The sequence below is a fragment of the Salinibacter ruber DSM 13855 genome (assembly GCF_000013045.1).
Classification (GTDB): domain Bacteria; phylum Bacteroidota; class Rhodothermia; order Rhodothermales; family Salinibacteraceae; genus Salinibacter; species Salinibacter ruber.
Genome location: NC_007677.1, coordinates 56697 through 72829 on the forward strand (window position 1 = coordinate 56697; position 16133 = coordinate 72829).

Here is a 16133-nt window from a genome sequence, read left to right on the forward strand (position 1 = left end):
AAAGAGCAGACACGTCCATCTGGTTTATCGCCGATCGAGTCATGCCAACCGATCCGCTTCGTCGCCTCGGGCGTCTCGAAGAAGGCGGCTTTCGCCGCCTCGCCGCCCGCCTCGCGCTCCTTCGAGCCTACGCGCGCCGCCGGGACACAGAGGGCCTCTCCGACGCCCAGGCCCAGGCGGCGATTGCCGAGGCCTTCGACCAGCGCACCGCCGCGGTGGACGCGTGGGTCTACGACGTGTACGAGTCGGTCACGGCCCGCACGCTGCGGCGCTGGGCCCAGCAGTTTCGGGAGGAGGGGCTGCAGGGCCTGATTGACAAGCACGGGCGCCGGAGCGAACGCTCCTACGAGTCGTACTTCGGCGCGGGTTCGGAGCTGCGCAAAGTTGCGCTCCACTACCTCGCCGACCACCCGGACTGCACGAGCACGGAGCTTCTGGACGAGCTTGCCCAACACGTCGACGACGACGCGCTGCCCACCCGCCGCACCGTACAGCGCTTCCTGCGGAAAATGGGCGGGTGAGTAGAGAGTGGAGAGGAGCGTGGAGGTAAGAGCGTGGGGGCGTGGGCGCATTTGTGTGCGGGGCTCAGCGTCTGCAATGGAGAGACGCTGTTGCCACTGTGGGATTGGCGCAGCCCCCGCCCGACAGTAAAGGTCCTCTCTGTCTGGATCGGTTCCACTTCCACACGAGCGAAGCGCTGAGGAATACAGCGAGGGCCGAGTGGAGCGAGGTCCTGCTGCCTGCGGCACGAGTGATCACCGGGCTGCCCTGTGGCCGGAGAGAACGAGTGCTCTGGAGGTGCAGAGGGCGGCATTTTGGACAAAACACGTGTCGCACCCCTCTCAGGGCCTAAAACTGTAGATTTGCGGGGACGAGAGGCGGCCCTTCGCCGATGTTGGGCACACGGTGGGGCGTGTTCCGTTAGGAGCATGCGCCGGTTTCATCCGGTCGTTTCCGTAGATTTTCGCGCACGAGTCTGGTTCGGGTCATGCATCAGGATTACTTCGAGCACGATGTCATTGTGGTGGGCGGGGGGCACAGCGGCAGCGAGGCCGCGGCCGCGGCGGCCAACATGGGGGCCGACACGCTCCTCATCACGATGAAGCTGGCGGACATTGGACAGATGTCGTGCAACCCCGCCATCGGGGGGATCGGCAAGGGCCACATTGCACGTGAAATCGATGCGCTCGGCGGCATCATGGGGAAGGCCACCGACCGGGCCGGCATCCAGTTTCGGATGCTCAACAAGAGCAAGGGGCCGGCCGTGTGGGGGCCGCGGGCCCAGTGCGGGCGCCGCGCCTACGCCCGGGCCATCCGGCAAGAGCTGGAGGCCATCGACAACCTGAAGATGCGGTCGGACATGGTGAAGGAGATTCTGACCGACGACGCGGGGGAGACGGTGACGGGCGTGCGCACGAATCTCGGCAAGGAATTCCGCGCCCCCTGCGTGGTCCTCACCACGGGCACCTTCTCGAACGGCGTCATCCACGTCGGCGAGCAAAACTTCGGCGGGGGGCGCATCGGGGAGAGCGCCTCGCACGGCATCACGGGCTGCCTCCACGACCTCGGCTTCGAGAGCGGGCGGCTCAAGACCGGCACGCCGCCCCGCGTGGACGGGCGCTCCATCGACTACAGCGTGATGGAGAAGCAGCCGGGCGATCCGGACGCGACGGCCTTTTCCTTCCTGACTGACGACCTGCCGTCGGTGGAGGCGCAGCTTTCCTGCTGGCTCACCGACACGACGCCCGAGACCCACGAGGTGCTGCGCACCGGCTTCGACCGGAGCCCGATGTTTACGGGGGCGCTCGACGCGGACGGCCCCCGCTACTGCCCGTCCATCGAGGACAAGATCGACCGGTTCTCCGAGAAGGATCACCACCAGCTGTTCATCGAGCCGGAGGGGCGGGACACCCACGAGGTGTACGTCAACGGCTTTTCGTCGAGCCTGCCGGAGGAGGTGCAGTTTGAGGCGCTGCGCACCGTTCCGGGCATGGAGGAGGCCCACATGCACCGGCCCGGCTACGCGATCGAGTACGATTTCTTTCCGCCCTACCAGATCGAGTACAGCCTGGAGACGAAGTACGTGGACGGCCTCTTCTTCGCCGGACAGATCAACGGCACCACCGGCTACGAGGAGGCGGCCGCACAGGGCATCATGGCGGGCATCAACGCTGTGCAGAAGCTTCGGCAGGCCGACCCCATCGTGCTGAAGCGGTCGGAGGCCTACATCGGCGTGCTCATCGACGACCTCGTGGCGAAGGGCACCGACGAGCCGTACCGCATGTTCACGAGCCGCGCGGAGCACCGCATCCTGCTGCGCCAGGACAACGCCGACCAGCGCCTCACGGAGCTGGGCCACAAGCTGGGCCTCGCCTCGAAGGAGCGCCTCGACCGCACGCGGGAGAAGGAGCGGGCGATCGATGTTACACGTGAAACATTGTCCGACACGACCGTCAGCCCCCAGCAGGTGGACGACTACCTGCAGTCCGTGGGCACCTCGACGCTCAATCAGCCGCGGCCCGTGATCGAGCTCTGCAAGCGTCCGGAGGTCGACTCCGAAGATCTTCTCCGCCACGCCGGCCTCTACGACGAGGTGGTGACGGAGGCGCCGGGCATGCTCAGCGCGCCGCGCCTCATCGAGATCGACCTCAAGTACGAGGGGTACATCGACCGGCAGAAGGACATGGTGGAGGAGATGGAGGAGAAGGAGCGCTGGCCCATCCCCGACGACTTCGACTACCACGCGCTCGACAACATCTCCATCGAGGCCCGCCAGAAGCTAAGCAAGGTGGAGCCGGACAACCTGGGCCAGGCCTCGCGCGTGCCGGGCGTCCGCGCCTCCGACATCTCCGTCCTCATGGTGCTCCTCAAGAACGAGGGCGTGGAGCCGATGCCGAAGGACCGCGACCTGAACCTCGACGCGATGGGGGGCGACGGGCAGTCGTTCGGTGTTTCACGTGAAACGGCGGTCGAGGTGGGGTAGAGGGCGTGGTGCGTATTTCGTATTGCGTGGGGCGTGATGCATGAACCCTCCTACTGGTCGGTGGTCTTCTGTTCATGGAGAATCTTGCCTGGAGTCCCTTCAAGAGCCTGACGGCGGAGCAACGAGAGCAGATCGACCGCTTTCGGGAGCAGCTCCTCCGCTTCAACCAGCGGGTCAACCTCATCTCGCCGGAGACGGAAGACACGTTTCGGACGCGGCACCTGCTGCACTGCCTGACGCTGACGGCCCGCGACTTCCCGGCGGGGTGCACCGTCGTCGACTGGGGCACCGGGGGCGGGCTGCCCGCGATCCCGCTGGCAATCTGCCATCCCGAGGCAACAGTCGTCGGGGTCGACTCGGTGGGCAAGAAGAGCCGGGCCGTGCGCACGATCGCCCGGCGGCTGGGGCTCGACAATTGTTTCACGTGGAACGGGCGGGCCGACGAGTGGACCGGCGAGGCGCACTACTCGGTGTCCCGCGCCACGGCGCCGCTGGCCGACCTCTGGGCATGGCATCGTCGCGTGGCCGTTTCGCCCGACGACCCGAACGGCGACGCGTGGCCGCCGGGGCTTCTCGCGCTCAAGGGCGGCGACCTGAGCGACGAGGTGGCGGCCCTTCACGCCGCGGATCCGGACGCACGGGTTGAGCGCCACTCGCTGAACGACCTGCTCGGGCGGAACGGGTTCTTCGGGGAAAAGGAGATTGTGGCGGTGCGCTCGTAGCGTGATGTTTCACGTGAAACGTCGCGTGTGCTGCCGCCCGCGACCCTCTGCACGACCCGCTCACCTCCATGCGTCGCGCAATGATCAACACCGCCCTCGGGCTCGCCGTCGGCTACGCGGCGATCGCCGGCCTCGCGTTTGCCTTTCAGGACCAGCTCCTCTTCCAGCCGAGCGACCGCCTCCGCGCCACGCCCGAGGACGCGGGCATGGACCACGAGACGGTCCGCCTCGACACCGACGATGGCGAGACGCTTCACGGCTGGTGGGCTCCCGCCCCCGATGTTTCACGTGAAACGAACCCCGGGGCGTCCGCGAAGCAAACGCTCCTCTTCTTCCACGGCAACGCCGGCAACATTTCGGGGCGCCTGGAGAGCGTGGAGCAGTTTCGTCGGCTCGGGCTCAACGTCCTGATCGTCGACTACCGCGGGTACGGGCAGAGCACGGGCACCCCGTCCGAGGCGGGCCTCTACCGCGACGCGGCGGCCTGCTGGCGGCACCTGACGGAGACGCGGGGCCTCGCGCCCCAGAACATTGTCGTCTTCGGGCGCTCGATGGGCGGTGGGCCCGCGACCTGGATCGCGTCGCGGAAACGGCCCGGGGCCGTGATTCTGGAGTCGGTGTTTACGAGCGTGCCCGACGTCGGCGCCCACCACTACCCGTTTCTTCCGGTGCAAACCCTGGCCACGAATCAGTTCGACAATGCGTCCCGGGTGGGGGCGATCAGCGCGCCGCTCCTCTCCATCCACAGCCGGGACGACCGGATCGTGCCGTTTGAGCTGGGTCGGAAGGTCTACGAGGCGGCCGCCGCGCCGAAGCAGTTCCTGGAGATCGAGGGCGGGCACAACGACGGGTTTCTCGTGTCCGCCGAGGACTACCTTCGGGCGATTGACGATTTTCTGGAGGAGCACCTGGGTTCGGGGGACGAGTAGAGGGCGTGGGGGCACGGAAGCGTGGGGGCGTAGGGGAGAAGAGCCATGGGAGAAGGGGGCTTAGGAAAAAGGGGCGGGGCTGCTGATGGGCGTCCGCCAAGGTGCTGGGGCGCGCGGGTCTCCGTTTCTACAGCCCGAACCGCTACGCTCTCGACGCCCGTGCGGCCGCCACTCCCATGCTCTTCACTCTCATGCTCTTCACCCCCGTGCCCTCAACTCCCGCTCGTCCAACCGCTTACGCCTCCACCGTGGCCATCGTCTTGGTCTCCTCCAGCAGCAGCGACTCGGTCACCTGAAGGGCCTCGTCGAGGGTGTTTACGTCCTGCACGATGGCGCGCATGAGGCCGCCCTCCACGTCGTCCTTCATCACGTACTCGCGGTCGAGGAGGGTGAGCTTTTCGAGGAGCGGGTGGAAGACCTCGTCGTAGAAGTACGGGTCGGCGTCCTCGCTGGGGAGGTAGAGGAAGAGCCGCTCGTTCTTGTAGACCACCTTCGGCATGCGGAGCCGCTCGCCGAGCAGGCGGAGCCGGGCGCCCGTGAGGAGGTTCTGCACCGGCTCCGGCGCGTCGCCGAAGCGGTCCTCCATCTCGTCGAGGAGGTCGACCAGCGTCGTCTCGTCCGGCGCGTCGCTGATGCGGCGGTAGAGGTTGAGGCGCTCGGTGTTGTCCCGCAGGTACGACTCCGGGATGTAGGCGTCCTCCTCCACGTCGACGGAGGTTTCGGGCCCGGGCGGCACGGCCTCCCCGTCGAACACGTCGTCGAACTCTTCCTCGCGGAGCTCCTTGACGGCCTGGTCGAGGATCTTGTGGTAGGTCTCGTAGCCGACGTCCTCGATGAAGCCGCTCTGCTCGGCGCCCAGCAGCGAGCCGGCGCCGCGGATGTCGAGGTCGCGCATGGCGATGTCGAACCCGCTGCCGAGGTCGGAGAACTGCTCCACCGCCTTCAGCCGCTCGCGGGCGTCGTCGGTGAGGCCGTGCACGGAGGGCACCAGGAGGTGGCAGAACGCCTTCCGCTGCGATCGCCCCACGCGGCCCCGCAGCTGGTGGAGCTCGGAGAGCCCAAAGTGCTCGCCCGCGTGGTTGATGATCATCGTGTTCGCGTTCGAGATGTCGAGCCCGTTCTCGATGATGGAGGTGGAGACGAGGACGTCGAGCTTCTCGTTGACGAAGTCGAGCATCACGTCTTCCAGCTCGCTCGCGCTCATCTGGCCGTGGCCCACGCCGACCCGCACGTTCGGGACCATGGCGCGCACCATCTCGGCCACCTCGTGGATCGTCTTCACGCGGTTGTGGATGAAGAAGACCTGCCCCCCGCGGCTCGTCTCGTAGACGATCGCGTCGCGGATGACGTCCTCGTCGAAAGTGTGGATCTCGGTGTTGATCGGCTGGCGGTTCGGGGGCGGCGTCTCGATGAGCGACAGGTCCCGCGCCCCGAGAAGCGAAAACTGGAGCGTTCGAGGGATGGGTGTGGCGGTCAGCGTGAGCGTATCGATGGCTTCCCGCATCTTGCGGAGCTTCTCCTTCGTCTTCACGCCGAAGCGCTGCTCCTCGTCGACGACGAGGAGCCCGAGATCGTCGAACGTAATGTCGTCGGACGTGATGCGGTGCGTGCCGATGAGGATGTCGACCTGGCCCTTTTCCAGCTTCTCGAGAACCTTGGACTGTTCGGTCCGGGAGCGGAAGCGGGAGAGCACCTCCACGTTCACGGGAAAGCGCTCCATCCGCTCGCTAAACGTGTCGTGGTGCTGCTGGGCGAGGATGGTGGTGGGCACGAGCATGGCCACCTGCTTGCCGTCCTGTACGGCCTTGAAGGCGGCGCGCACGGCCACCTCGGTCTTGCCGAAGCCGACGTCGCCACAGACGAGTCGATCCATCGGCACCGGCTCCTCCATGTCGCGCTTCACCGCCTTGGTGGCCTCGGCCTGGTCCGGCGTGTCCTCGAATTCGAAGCTCGCCTCCATCTCGCGCTGCCAGGTCGTGTCGCTGGAGAAGGCGTAGCCGTCCGACGCCTTCCGCTTCGCGTACAGCTTGATGAGGTCGCGCGCGACCTCCTTGACCTGATCCTTCGTCCGCTGCTTTTTCTTCTCCCACTGCTCGGAGCCGAGCTTCGTGAGGGTGGGCTGGTGCCCCTCCTTGCCGGTGTACTTGTTGAGCTTGTGGAGGGCGTGGACGTTGACGTACAGCACGTCGTTGTCGGCAAAATTGAGGCGGACGGCCTCCTGCTGGTTGTCGCGGACGGTAATCTTCTTCATGCCGTCGAACCGCCCGATGCCGTGGTCCACGTGCACCACGAAGTCGCCCCGCGTCAGGTTCTTGATGTCGCGGAGGTTCATCCCGTCCGCGTGGCCCTCCCACTGCTTGGTGGAGGGGCGGTGGTAGCGGTTAAAGATCTGGTGGTCGGTGAAGACGGCCAGACCCGCCCCGGGCCACTCGAAGCCCTCGTGCAGCGACTCCACGACGAGCCGCGCCCAGCCGTGGTCGATCTCCGACTCCAGCAGGTCGCGGAGGCGAGAGCTCTGGCCGTGGCTGTCGCAGAGAATGAACGTATCGAGGTCGCGGTCGCCGTTTTTCTGGAGCCGCTTCCGCACCAGGTCCATGTCGCTGTTGAAGGACGGCTGCGGGTCGGCCTCCAGGTCGAGCGTGTCGGTGGGCGTGCCGTTGGTGGAAGACTGGCTGAACGTCCCGAACTGAAGGCGCGGGTGCCGCGTGAGGGCCGCCGCCATTTGGTCCCCGGTGAGAAAGCGATCGTCCGGCGGCGTGAGGTCCTCGGGCGTCTGTTCGACTTCGTCGTTCTCCGCGAGCTCCGCCCGGCGCTCCTCGTAGGCGGCCGCGGCCTCCTCGAACTGCGCCTGTGCGCCCTCCCGCACCTGCGCCTCGTCGAGCGTCGCGAGCACCGCCTCGTCGGGCAGGTACTGGAAGAGGGCGATGGACCCGCGGGCCGCCTCCTCGCGCTCCAGGTTGGGGACGAGGCGGGCGGTGGTGAGGCGGCTCACCGAGCGCTGCGTCTGCGGGTCAAACTCGCGCAGGCCGTCCACCTCGTCGCCGAAGAAGTCGATGCGGATGGGATAGGTGCCGGCGTAGGGAAACACGTCGAGGATGCCGCCGCGCCGCGCGAACTCGCCGGGCTCCTCCACGAATTCGACCGGCGAGAAGTCCTGCTCCAGCAGCCGATCGGCCAGCGCCTCCAGCGCGATTTCTTCGCCGTTCTCCACGGTCAGCGTTTCCCGCTGCACGGCCTGGGGCGGGGGCACCAGCTCGCCGACCGCCGGGACGCTCGTCACGAGGATGCCCTCGAAGCCCTCCGCCAGCCGCTGCAGGGCGTCGGCCCGCTCGATGAGCGGCGTTGAGTCCGCGATCTGGTCGGGGTCGTAGGGCGTCTTCTGCGTGGCGGGGACGCGGAGGATCGCCTCGTCCGGCTCCCCGACGAGCTGCTCCAGGTCGCTCTGCAGGTACGCCGCCGCGTCCTCGTCGGGCGTCAGCACGCAGAGTGGGGCCCCAGGCTCCCGGTGGAGGTGATATAGAAGAAAGGCCGGAAGGGACCCGGCGGCCCCGTTCACGTGAAGGGCAGGAGAGCGGTCGCCCCGTTGCGCCTCGGCGGTCCAGGCGCGGAGGCGACTGACGGCCGCAGTGGTTTCGATGCGGTTGGCGATGGCGGTGAGGGACACGGGCGGCGGGTTTTCTGATTCGAGAGAACGGTCGTCCTCGAGCGTGCAGCTTCGCTCGGACGTGCCTGGGAGGGAGGAACCCCAGGGGAGAGGGCGAGTGGGCGAAAGGGCGATTCCCACACTCTGGTCGCGTGGTTCGCGCCCTCTCGCCCTTCACGCATTCGCAGCCCCCAAACACCGAAAGCCCGACGCCGCAACATCAGCGGCGGTCGGGGAGGGGGAGGCAGACCCGAGTGCGGATGGCAAGAGGATTCACTTCGGAAGAATCAACGGCGCAAACGAGCGAGGAGGTTCCTCCGTCGTTGCGCGTTGACGCAACGGGTGGCGAAGAGTCGCAGATGTTTCACGTGGAACGCGCGGTCGAGCGTCGAGGGTGGAGAACCGAAGGGAGGGCACGTTTCACGTGAAACGGGGTGGGCACGTCCACGAGTGCTCTCCCCGTTTGGTCTGTAATCGCGAATCGTCTTCCCCAATCCGCAGGAGCGATGGTCACGGACCCGAGGAAGGCCTACGACCGCTGGCCAGGGCACGTCGAGGCCCTCGGCCCGGTCTTCCAAGAGGCACGGCGCGTGCTGCGGGACGGGGGCACCTTTTACCTCGCGGAGCTACACCCGACCCGGCAGTTCGGCGGCACGCAGGCACATTTCGAGGACGAGGCCACCGGCGAGACGGTTGTGATCGACGCCTGTGCGCATCCGGTCTCCGAATTCGTCAGTGCGGGCGTGGAGGCCGGGTTTGCCGTGCGGGGGATGGGCGAGTGGCGGGCGGATGGCGACGAGCAGCCGCGGCTGTTGTCCATTCGCTTCGGGGCGGGGCTCGATGTGGCGGATTTGCAGCAATAGGATTCCCGGTGCAGCCGGGAGGGGCGAGAGATCAACAGTGTCGGGACACATTGGGGCTCCGTTCTGTAGGAAAGAACGCCTACCTCGACACCGAGCTGTGAGAGCCATGCAAGTCACCCGCACGCCGGCCGACGTATTGGCGACGCTCTCGCGCCGCTACCGGGAGCACTACGGCGACCGTCTGGTGGGGATCTACGCGGTGCCCGAATTTCCCTTCTCCGACGAAGGCCCTGAAGAAACGGAGGACGATGACGTGCGGGCAATCGAGATCCTCGTTATTCTACAGGGGCCGTACGATCACTTCGAGGAAACGGACCCGGTGGTGGACATTGCGATGGACGTGACGGAGGAATACGATTGGTGGATGGGCATCTTTGCTCGTTATGCAGCACACGACGACGATCTCGCGGACTGGGCCCGAGAGAAAGGAGTGGAGCTATGAGCGAAGTCCAGGAGCGACTCCAGACTGCACGGCGGCGGCTCGACGCGGCGCAGTGTCTTCATCGTAACGAGTTCGAGTCAGATGCGATAAACCGACTGTACTTCGGCGTTCTGGAAAGTGCACGGGCACTACTCCTGCTCCGCGATCTCACGCCGAAGACCCATAAGGGTACCGGAATGAAACTGGGACAGCACTTCCGAAACGACGTGGAGGTTGGTCTACTGACAAAGTTGCGCCAAAATCGAGAAGAGGCGGACTACGATCTGTGGAATCCGTCCTCGGATGAGGTGGAGATGTGGCTCGGAAGGGCCGACGAATTTGTGGACGCATCGGCGCATATCGTCGGCAGGGAGTGAGGAGGGGAGAGTTACTCGTCCCCCTCAATCGCCGGCCGCACGAAGCCGTCCGTCGCGTCCAATCGCCGCCGCGCCTCGTCCACCTCCACGTCCGCGAGAATCATCACGAGGGCGGTCTTCACGTGCCCGTCGCAGCGGGTGAGCACCGCATCCGCCGCGTCGTAGTCCACGCCCGTCACCATCATCACCGTGCGGATGCCGCGCTCCACGAGCTTCTCGCTGGTGCGCCGCAGGTCCACCATCATGTTCTCGTAGACCTTGCCGAGGCGCACCATCGCCGCGGTGGTGATCATGTTGAGCACCAGCTTCTGCGCCGTGCCGCTCTTCATGCGCGTGGAGCCCATGATCACCTCCGGCCCCACCACCGGGCAGATCGCCACGTCCGGGTCCACGTCCAGCTCCTCCCGCGGGATTGTCGTCACGAACAGCGTGGGGCACCCGATCGCGTCGCGGGCGTGCTCCACGGCCCCCACCACGAACGGCGTGCGCCCGCTAGACGCAATCCCGCACACGACGTCGTTTTCTGTAACCCCCTGACCTTTAAGGGCTTGGGCGCCCCGTTCGGGCACGTCCTCCGCCCCCTCCTGTGAGCGAAAGACCGCCTCGCGCCCGCCGGCGATGATGCCCTGCACCCGCTCCGGGTCGGTGCCGAACGTGGGCGGGCACTCCGAGGCGTCCACCACGCCGAGCCGCCCGCTCGTGCCGGCGCCCACGTAGAAGAGGCGCCCGTCCGCCTCGAAGGCCTCGACGACAATCTCGACGGCCTCCGCAATGTGCGGGAGCTCCCGGCGCACGGCGATGGGCACCTTGTGGTCCTCCGTGTTGATGACGCGCAGAATTTCCTCCACCGACGCCGTGTCGATGTGGGTCGAGTGGGGGTTCTGCTGCTCGGTGGCGAGGTCCTGAAGCTCGTCGAAGAGAGAGGACGAGTCGGGCATGCGGGGCAAGGGGGGGGGCAATGCGGGCGTACTGCGAAGGGAGACGCTCCTACACCGGAGGCGTCCCTTTATTGCTGCGAGGCTGTGAGCCCCAGCTGGGAGCGAAATCGAACGATGGACCAGCCGAGAAGAACCACGAGGAGCGCGAGGGCGACAGGGCCCCAGGTCCGGAGCGACGAGCCGTCGGAGGCGTTCATCTGGAGAGGACGAGGGGACCCGTAGAGCACTGCGGACGCCCAGAAGAAGGGGCTCAGGTTGTCGGGGTGATTCTCCAGGTACGTGAGTTTGGCCCGCCGAAGGGCCTGGTCTTTGGGCTGTCCCGCTCGAAGGTTCTCGTAGAAGCTCTCCATGAGCGCGACGCTGGACCGATCGGCCGTGGGCCACAGGTTGGACACCGTGGACTGGGCCCCCATGATCCGGAAGGCATACTGGAGCCCCGCCATGCCCTCCCCCCCTCGGAGGGCCCCGCGGGCGGTGTTGCACCCACTGAGGACGGCCAACGGGAGGGCCCGGTCGCGGGTCTGGAGCTCGTGGAGAAACAAAAGCCCGTCCGAGCTGGAGTCGGGGTGGAGAAGAAAGGCGTTCCGGAGGGAGGAGGATGGGGAGACGAGGGCGTGCGAGGCCAGATGCAGAACGTCGGCCTCTTGGCTGGCGGCGGCGAAGGCCGGCTCCGTCGCCTGCTCGTCGAGGAACGTCTTCGCGTCGTCGAACAGCCGGTCGAGGGCGTTAATCTCGGACTGCACGCCGGGCAGAGGGGGCAAGGACAGGGACGAGGCTGCGGTCGTGTCGGCGCGGGAGGACGGCAGGGACGGAGGCGGGGGGCGGAGGGAATCAAACGAGGACACCCCGAAGGCCGCCAGGTCGGACGAAGACGATGCGGCGTCGCCTCGTGTTGCCGAGGTGTCGGTCGCCAGCGAGGCCGAGAGATCAAGTGCCGTCGGGCGTTCGTGGAGCACAAAGCGGGCCTGTTCGTGGTCGTAGCGCCCCCCCGGCGCCGCCGTGGCCAGCATCGAAAATGGCACGTGAAACATCGGCCCGTCGGGGATGACCGTTAGGGGCTGTCCGTCGGGGAGGTGCGCCGCCACGGGGGCGTAAAGGTGGTCGTGCAGCGCCCGAAGCGGGCGGAGGTCGAAGTGCATCGCGCTGATGCTCCGAGACGCCTGCCGGTCCGCGAACAGGGAAGAGATGGTGTTGACGTGAGCCCGGATCGAATCCTGAGAGAGGCCCGGAAGGGCGACTGCCTGGAGCGTGTCCCCCGTCAGGACGAAGGCCGCAGAGCGAGGGGGGCGGTCGTACACGGGCCACGGGTCGTCGAGGAAGTACGAGACGAGGGTCCGATCCTGCTGGGCGATCGACGCAGCGATTTCGTCCACCGACGGTCGCGGCGTCCTTGCCGAGTCGAGACGCAGGACGCGCTGCCGGTTGGCCATGAGGCTCGCCTTGCGGGCGCGGAGGGCGGCCTCCGTGGCGTCGGACAACGAGTCGGTGCCGAGCCGGTTGCGCACGTCCGTGAGGGCACGGCCGAGGCTGTCGAACCGGGCCCGAGTCGCGGGGGAGAGCTGGGTCGCCACCCGGTTCCGCGTACGCAGGTCCCGGAGATAGCGGGCCCGGGTGCGGTCCAGAGCGGCCAGGGCCGCACGGGGCTGGTTTTGAGCCAGAAGGGTGCGCACGAGCCCGCGGTGCACGTCGCGCCACTGGGTAAAGGCCGTTGAGGCCCACTGCGTGGCGGTAAGCGACTCCCGATACCGCTTGATCACGGCCACGCCCGCCCGGTATTGAGCCTCTGCCGTGGCCCAATTTTGCTGTAGCTCGTGCAGGCGCCCCAATCCCCGGCGGATGCGTCGCTGCTGGTCGAGGTTGCCCATCCGTTCGGCGATGGCGAGTGACGTGTTCAGCACCGACTCGGCCTCCGTCCAGCGCTCGGTTTGCATGTGTAGCACGCCGAGCTTGAGCAGGGCGAAGGCGCGGAGCTGCGCGTCGTCCCGGGCCTGGGCGTACCGGCGCACCTCTGCGTTCAGCGCGTAGGCACGGTCGAACGACCCTAGGTACCCGAGGCTTTCGGACAGCGCAAGCGCAAGGTCGATGCGTCGGTCGGAAGACGTGGCGAGCGAACGGCCCTTGCGGGCGAGATCGCGGGCTCGACGCAGGGACGCCCGATCGAACTCGGTGTTGAGGGTTTCTTCCAGGAGCAGGTTGGCCTGGAGGTAGAGCAGGCGGGCCCATTCGGAAGGGTGTTCCTCGGACGTACGGTCGTGCTCGCGCGCCAGCCGCCGTGCGCGGGTGTAGTAGCGACGGGCTGACTGGTAGTCCTGGGTGTACTGATGCAGAAGGCCCACATCGAGAAGGTGGGTGACCCGGAGCCCAACCTCGTGCTCCGAGGTCTTCCGAAGGGCCGTCGAGTAGTGGGTGATGGACGCGGAGAGGTTCCCGATCCGGAAGTGAAGGAATCCCTGATCCTGATGGAGGGCGCGGATCCACCCCGTGCGGGTGCCCTCGGCGGACGGAATGTTGGGGGCGGCGTTGAGGTAAGAGCGGGCGTCTTCGAAGGTCTCAAACGCATCGGCGAACCGGCGCAGGGCGGCGAGCAGGGCTGTTTCTACCTGAAACGTGCGCATGATGTTGCCGAGGTAGGGCCGTTCGACCCGCGAGGGGTCGAGGGTCCGGAAGCAAGCCCGCGCCGCACGCACTTGAGAAAGGTACGCTCGCACCGTGTCCCGGGGCACGGGCGGGGTGCTGGACCACATTTGGGGCACCCCCTCTCCCCAGTTGATCGGTGGGGGCGACTGGACCGGCGCCTGACGCAGGCACGCATCCAGGTCGTCGGCCGCGTCGACCGAGAACGGCGGGACGACCAACAGCGATGTGGCCAAGAGAACGACGAGCATCACCGGGGGCTAGACGGAAAGCGGTCTGTTTGTTAGGTTAACAAACGCTTCTCCTCAAGAGGGACACCAACGTTCACGCTTCTTTCCATAGTGTCCGGTATCACGCCATGACCACAGCAACTGAGCACCTGCGCGACGCCTTTCGACGTTCTGTTCGTTATGCAGGCGGCGGGGCCGACCCCTCGTCGGGAAGCGGTGGGGGCGGTGGGTCAGGCGGCGGTGGGTCAGGCGGTGGGGGGAGTGAGGAGGACGAAGAACTTGAAACCTAAAGACAGGCCCCGACCATCGCAAAGGCCCACGAGGTCGCGACGAAAACGAGACGGGGGCGTAGACAACACGTCGCGGAGCGCCGGTCGCTCAGAACGATTCCGGGCGCCCGTAGAGGGAGGCCGTGCACGTGCAGGTGCCGCCACAGGCGGGACAGTGAGGACGACTGTTCGTCCGGGCGTAGTAGCGCTCGATGGTGGCAATCCGCGTGAAATCGTGCTTTTCGAACAGCACGCGGCTGCCGACGGGGGCGGGCCGGTGCCACGCGATGCCGAACACGCGGGAGACGCCCCGATCGGTAAGCCGCTCAAGCCGGCGCTTGTAGAAGGCGGTCCCGACCCCACGGTTTTCCCAGTCCGCCCGCACACAGGTGAGATGGAACAGGCCGTTCTGGGACGCGAGCGGCACGTCCAGGTCAAGCGTGTCGAGCCCAAGGTAGTGGCGGGTGTAGCGCCGGGTGCCCACCTCAAGGAACGAGACGCCCACGAGGGCATCGTCCGGGCCGACGGCCACGAGTCCAGCGGCCGAGTGGGTCGGGTCCAGGGCCGCCTCAATCCACTTGCGACGCGTATCGGGCGCGCCCCCGAACCGACTGGCCCAGAGCCGGTCGGCCGCGGAGACATCGGTGGGGGCGAGCGGACGGAGGCGAAACGACGAAGTGTTGTGCATAAACAGCGTCGGACGCAACAAAGGAGGGCCGGCGGCGTCATTGGGGGCCAACGAACGAAGGCCCCGCCCCTGCCGTAATGGTAGCCTTGGAGCTCGCGCGAGCTCCCGTTCAGGTTTTCCAGAGCTGGTGCCCCGTCCATGATTCTGCACACCCTTCGCCTCCGGTCGTTCCGGGCCCACGCGGAGAGCGAGTTCGACCTCGCCCCGTCGATCAACCTCCTCTACGGGGCCAACGGGGCGGGCAAGACAAACGTCCTGGAGGCGGTTCACTACCTGTGCCTCACCAAGAGCTTTACGGCCTCGCGAGACCGGTATGCCGTCCGCAAAGACGCGCCCTACTTCGAGATTGAAGGCCGCATCGGGCAGGTCCGCGAGGAGCCGATGACCGTGCGGCTGGCGTACGTGCCGGGCGAGGGCAAGAGCATCTTCGTAAACGGCGCGGAGCTCGACCGGCTGGCGGACATCGTCGGCACGCTGCCGGTGGTTGTCTTCTCGCCGGAGGACTACGACCTGACGGCCGGCGGGCCCAGCGAGCGGCGCCGCTTCGTCAACAACATCCTCAGCCAGGCGCGGTCCGTCTACATGGAGACGCTGATGAAGTACCGTCGCGCGCGGCGCCAGCGCAACGAGGTGCTCCGCAGCTACAAGAAGCGGTCCGCCCCGCCGCCCGACGAGCTCCTGGCCCCCTGGACGGAAAAGCTCGTCGGGCTCGGCAGCCGCATCGTGCACCGGCGCCAGCAGTTCCTGCAGGCGTTCGCGGACGACCTCGAAGAGGCGTACCGCCGCATCGACGCGGTGGCCGAGCGGCCCACGATCGAGTACGACACGATTGCGGACCTGGCCCCCGACGCGACGCCCGACGCCATCGAAGACGAATTCCGGGCGGCCCTCGCCCGCAAGCAGGGGCAGGAACGAGACCGCGGCACCACCCTCGTGGGGCCGCAGCGGGACGAGCTCGTCTTCCGCCTCGACGACCTGGAGGTGCGCCGGTACGGCTCGCAGGGCCAGCACCGCACCTTTGCCATGGCCCTCAAGCTGGCGCAGTACTTCTACCTGCAACAGCGGAACGACACCGAGCCGCTGCTGCTCCTCGACGACGCCTTCGGCAAGCTCGACGCGGAGCGCACCGGGGTCTTTCTCGACCTCCTCCGGTCGGACGCCGTGGGGCAGAGCCTCGTCACCGCCACCCGCCGGGGGCCCTTCGAGCCGGCGCTCAACGCAGAGCCCGCGTCGCACCGTGCCCTGCAGGTCCGCCCGGGCGGCGGGACGGCGGCGGTGACGCCGGATCCGGAGTACGCCCGTGGAGAGGCGACGGCCGCCAACGGCGCGGCGTCGGCGCCCACAGGGGCTGACGCGGCGTCCACGTCCCGCGACTGAGCGGAGAACGACGCACCTATCTTTGCCAACAAGCGACAGCACGTCTCCGATGAGCAGGT

General features: G+C 67.2%; 12 protein-coding genes. 8 read left to right on the top strand and 4 right to left on the bottom strand.

Going from position 1 to position 16133, the window contains the following annotated elements:
- Nucleotides 1-41: 41 nt before the first annotated feature.
- The 4 genes from SRU_RS00310 (at nucleotide 42) to SRU_RS00325 (ending at nucleotide 4634) form a co-directional block, all read left to right on the top strand.
- Complete coding sequence (locus SRU_RS00310; protein ID WP_011402845.1) at nucleotides 42-521, top strand: helix-turn-helix domain-containing protein; 480 nt, start codon at nucleotides 42-44, stop codon at nucleotides 519-521.
- Between the two features lie 467 nt (nucleotides 522-988).
- Nucleotides 989-2983 (top strand): tRNA uridine-5-carboxymethylaminomethyl(34) synthesis enzyme MnmG, encoded by a 1995-nt coding sequence (mnmG, locus tag SRU_RS00315; protein ID WP_011402846.1) that lies wholly within the window; start codon nucleotides 989-991, stop codon nucleotides 2981-2983.
- A 74-nt stretch (nucleotides 2984-3057) separates the two neighbouring features.
- Nucleotides 3058-3705, top strand: coding sequence for a 16S rRNA (guanine(527)-N(7))-methyltransferase RsmG (locus SRU_RS00320; RefSeq protein WP_011402847.1), 648 nt, complete (start codon nucleotides 3058-3060; stop codon nucleotides 3703-3705).
- A 68-nt stretch (nucleotides 3706-3773) separates the two neighbouring features.
- A complete protein-coding gene (locus tag SRU_RS00325; protein ID WP_011402848.1) occupies nucleotides 3774-4634 on the top strand; it encodes an alpha/beta hydrolase in 861 nt (286 codons plus the stop codon).
- Between the two features lie 235 nt (nucleotides 4635-4869).
- Here SRU_RS00325 and mfd read toward each other — a convergent pair whose 3' ends face one another.
- Nucleotides 4870-8298, bottom strand: coding sequence for a transcription-repair coupling factor (gene mfd / locus SRU_RS00330; protein WP_011402849.1), 3429 nt, complete (start codon nucleotides 8296-8298; stop codon nucleotides 4870-4872).
- Nucleotides 8299-8783: 485 nt separating this feature from the next.
- Here mfd and SRU_RS00335 point away from each other — a divergent pair, with 485 nt between their 5' ends.
- The 3 genes from SRU_RS00335 (at nucleotide 8784) to SRU_RS00345 (ending at nucleotide 9938) form a co-directional block, all read left to right on the top strand.
- Nucleotides 8784-9140 (top strand): biotin synthesis protein, encoded by a 357-nt coding sequence (locus SRU_RS00335; RefSeq protein ID WP_011402850.1) that lies wholly within the window; start codon nucleotides 8784-8786, stop codon nucleotides 9138-9140.
- A 106-nt stretch (nucleotides 9141-9246) separates the two neighbouring features.
- The gene (locus tag SRU_RS00340; RefSeq protein ID WP_112902687.1) at nucleotides 9247-9582 is read left to right on the top strand and encodes a hypothetical protein; all 336 of its coding nucleotides are present in this window, start codon (nucleotides 9247-9249) and stop codon (nucleotides 9580-9582) included.
- On the top strand, nucleotides 9579-9938 hold the full coding sequence (locus SRU_RS00345) for a HEPN domain-containing protein (RefSeq protein WP_112902689.1): 360 nt from the start codon (nucleotides 9579-9581) through the stop codon (nucleotides 9936-9938). Before SRU_RS00340 ends, SRU_RS00345 begins: the two co-directional genes overlap by 4 nt.
- A gap of 11 nt (nucleotides 9939-9949) precedes the next feature.
- Here SRU_RS00345 and murQ read toward each other — a convergent pair whose 3' ends face one another.
- The 3 genes from murQ to SRU_RS00360 all read right to left on the bottom strand — a co-directional run bounded on the left by murQ (nucleotide 9950) and on the right by SRU_RS00360 (nucleotide 14697).
- Entirely contained in the window at nucleotides 9950-10876 is a 927-nt protein-coding gene (gene murQ, locus SRU_RS00350; RefSeq protein WP_112902691.1) for an N-acetylmuramic acid 6-phosphate etherase, read from the bottom strand.
- A gap of 68 nt (nucleotides 10877-10944) precedes the next feature.
- A complete protein-coding gene (locus tag SRU_RS00355; protein WP_164923421.1) occupies nucleotides 10945-13761 on the bottom strand; it encodes a CHAT domain-containing protein in 2817 nt (938 codons plus the stop codon).
- Between the two features lie 357 nt (nucleotides 13762-14118).
- Complete coding sequence (locus SRU_RS00360; protein ID WP_112902693.1) at nucleotides 14119-14697, bottom strand: hypothetical protein; 579 nt, start codon at nucleotides 14695-14697, stop codon at nucleotides 14119-14121.
- A gap of 138 nt (nucleotides 14698-14835) precedes the next feature.
- On the opposite strand from SRU_RS00360, the gene recF reads away from it, so the two are divergent.
- Entirely contained in the window at nucleotides 14836-16074 is a 1239-nt protein-coding gene (gene recF / locus SRU_RS00365; RefSeq protein WP_011402853.1) for a DNA replication/repair protein RecF, read from the top strand.
- The last annotated feature ends 59 nt before the right edge of the window (nucleotides 16075-16133 follow it).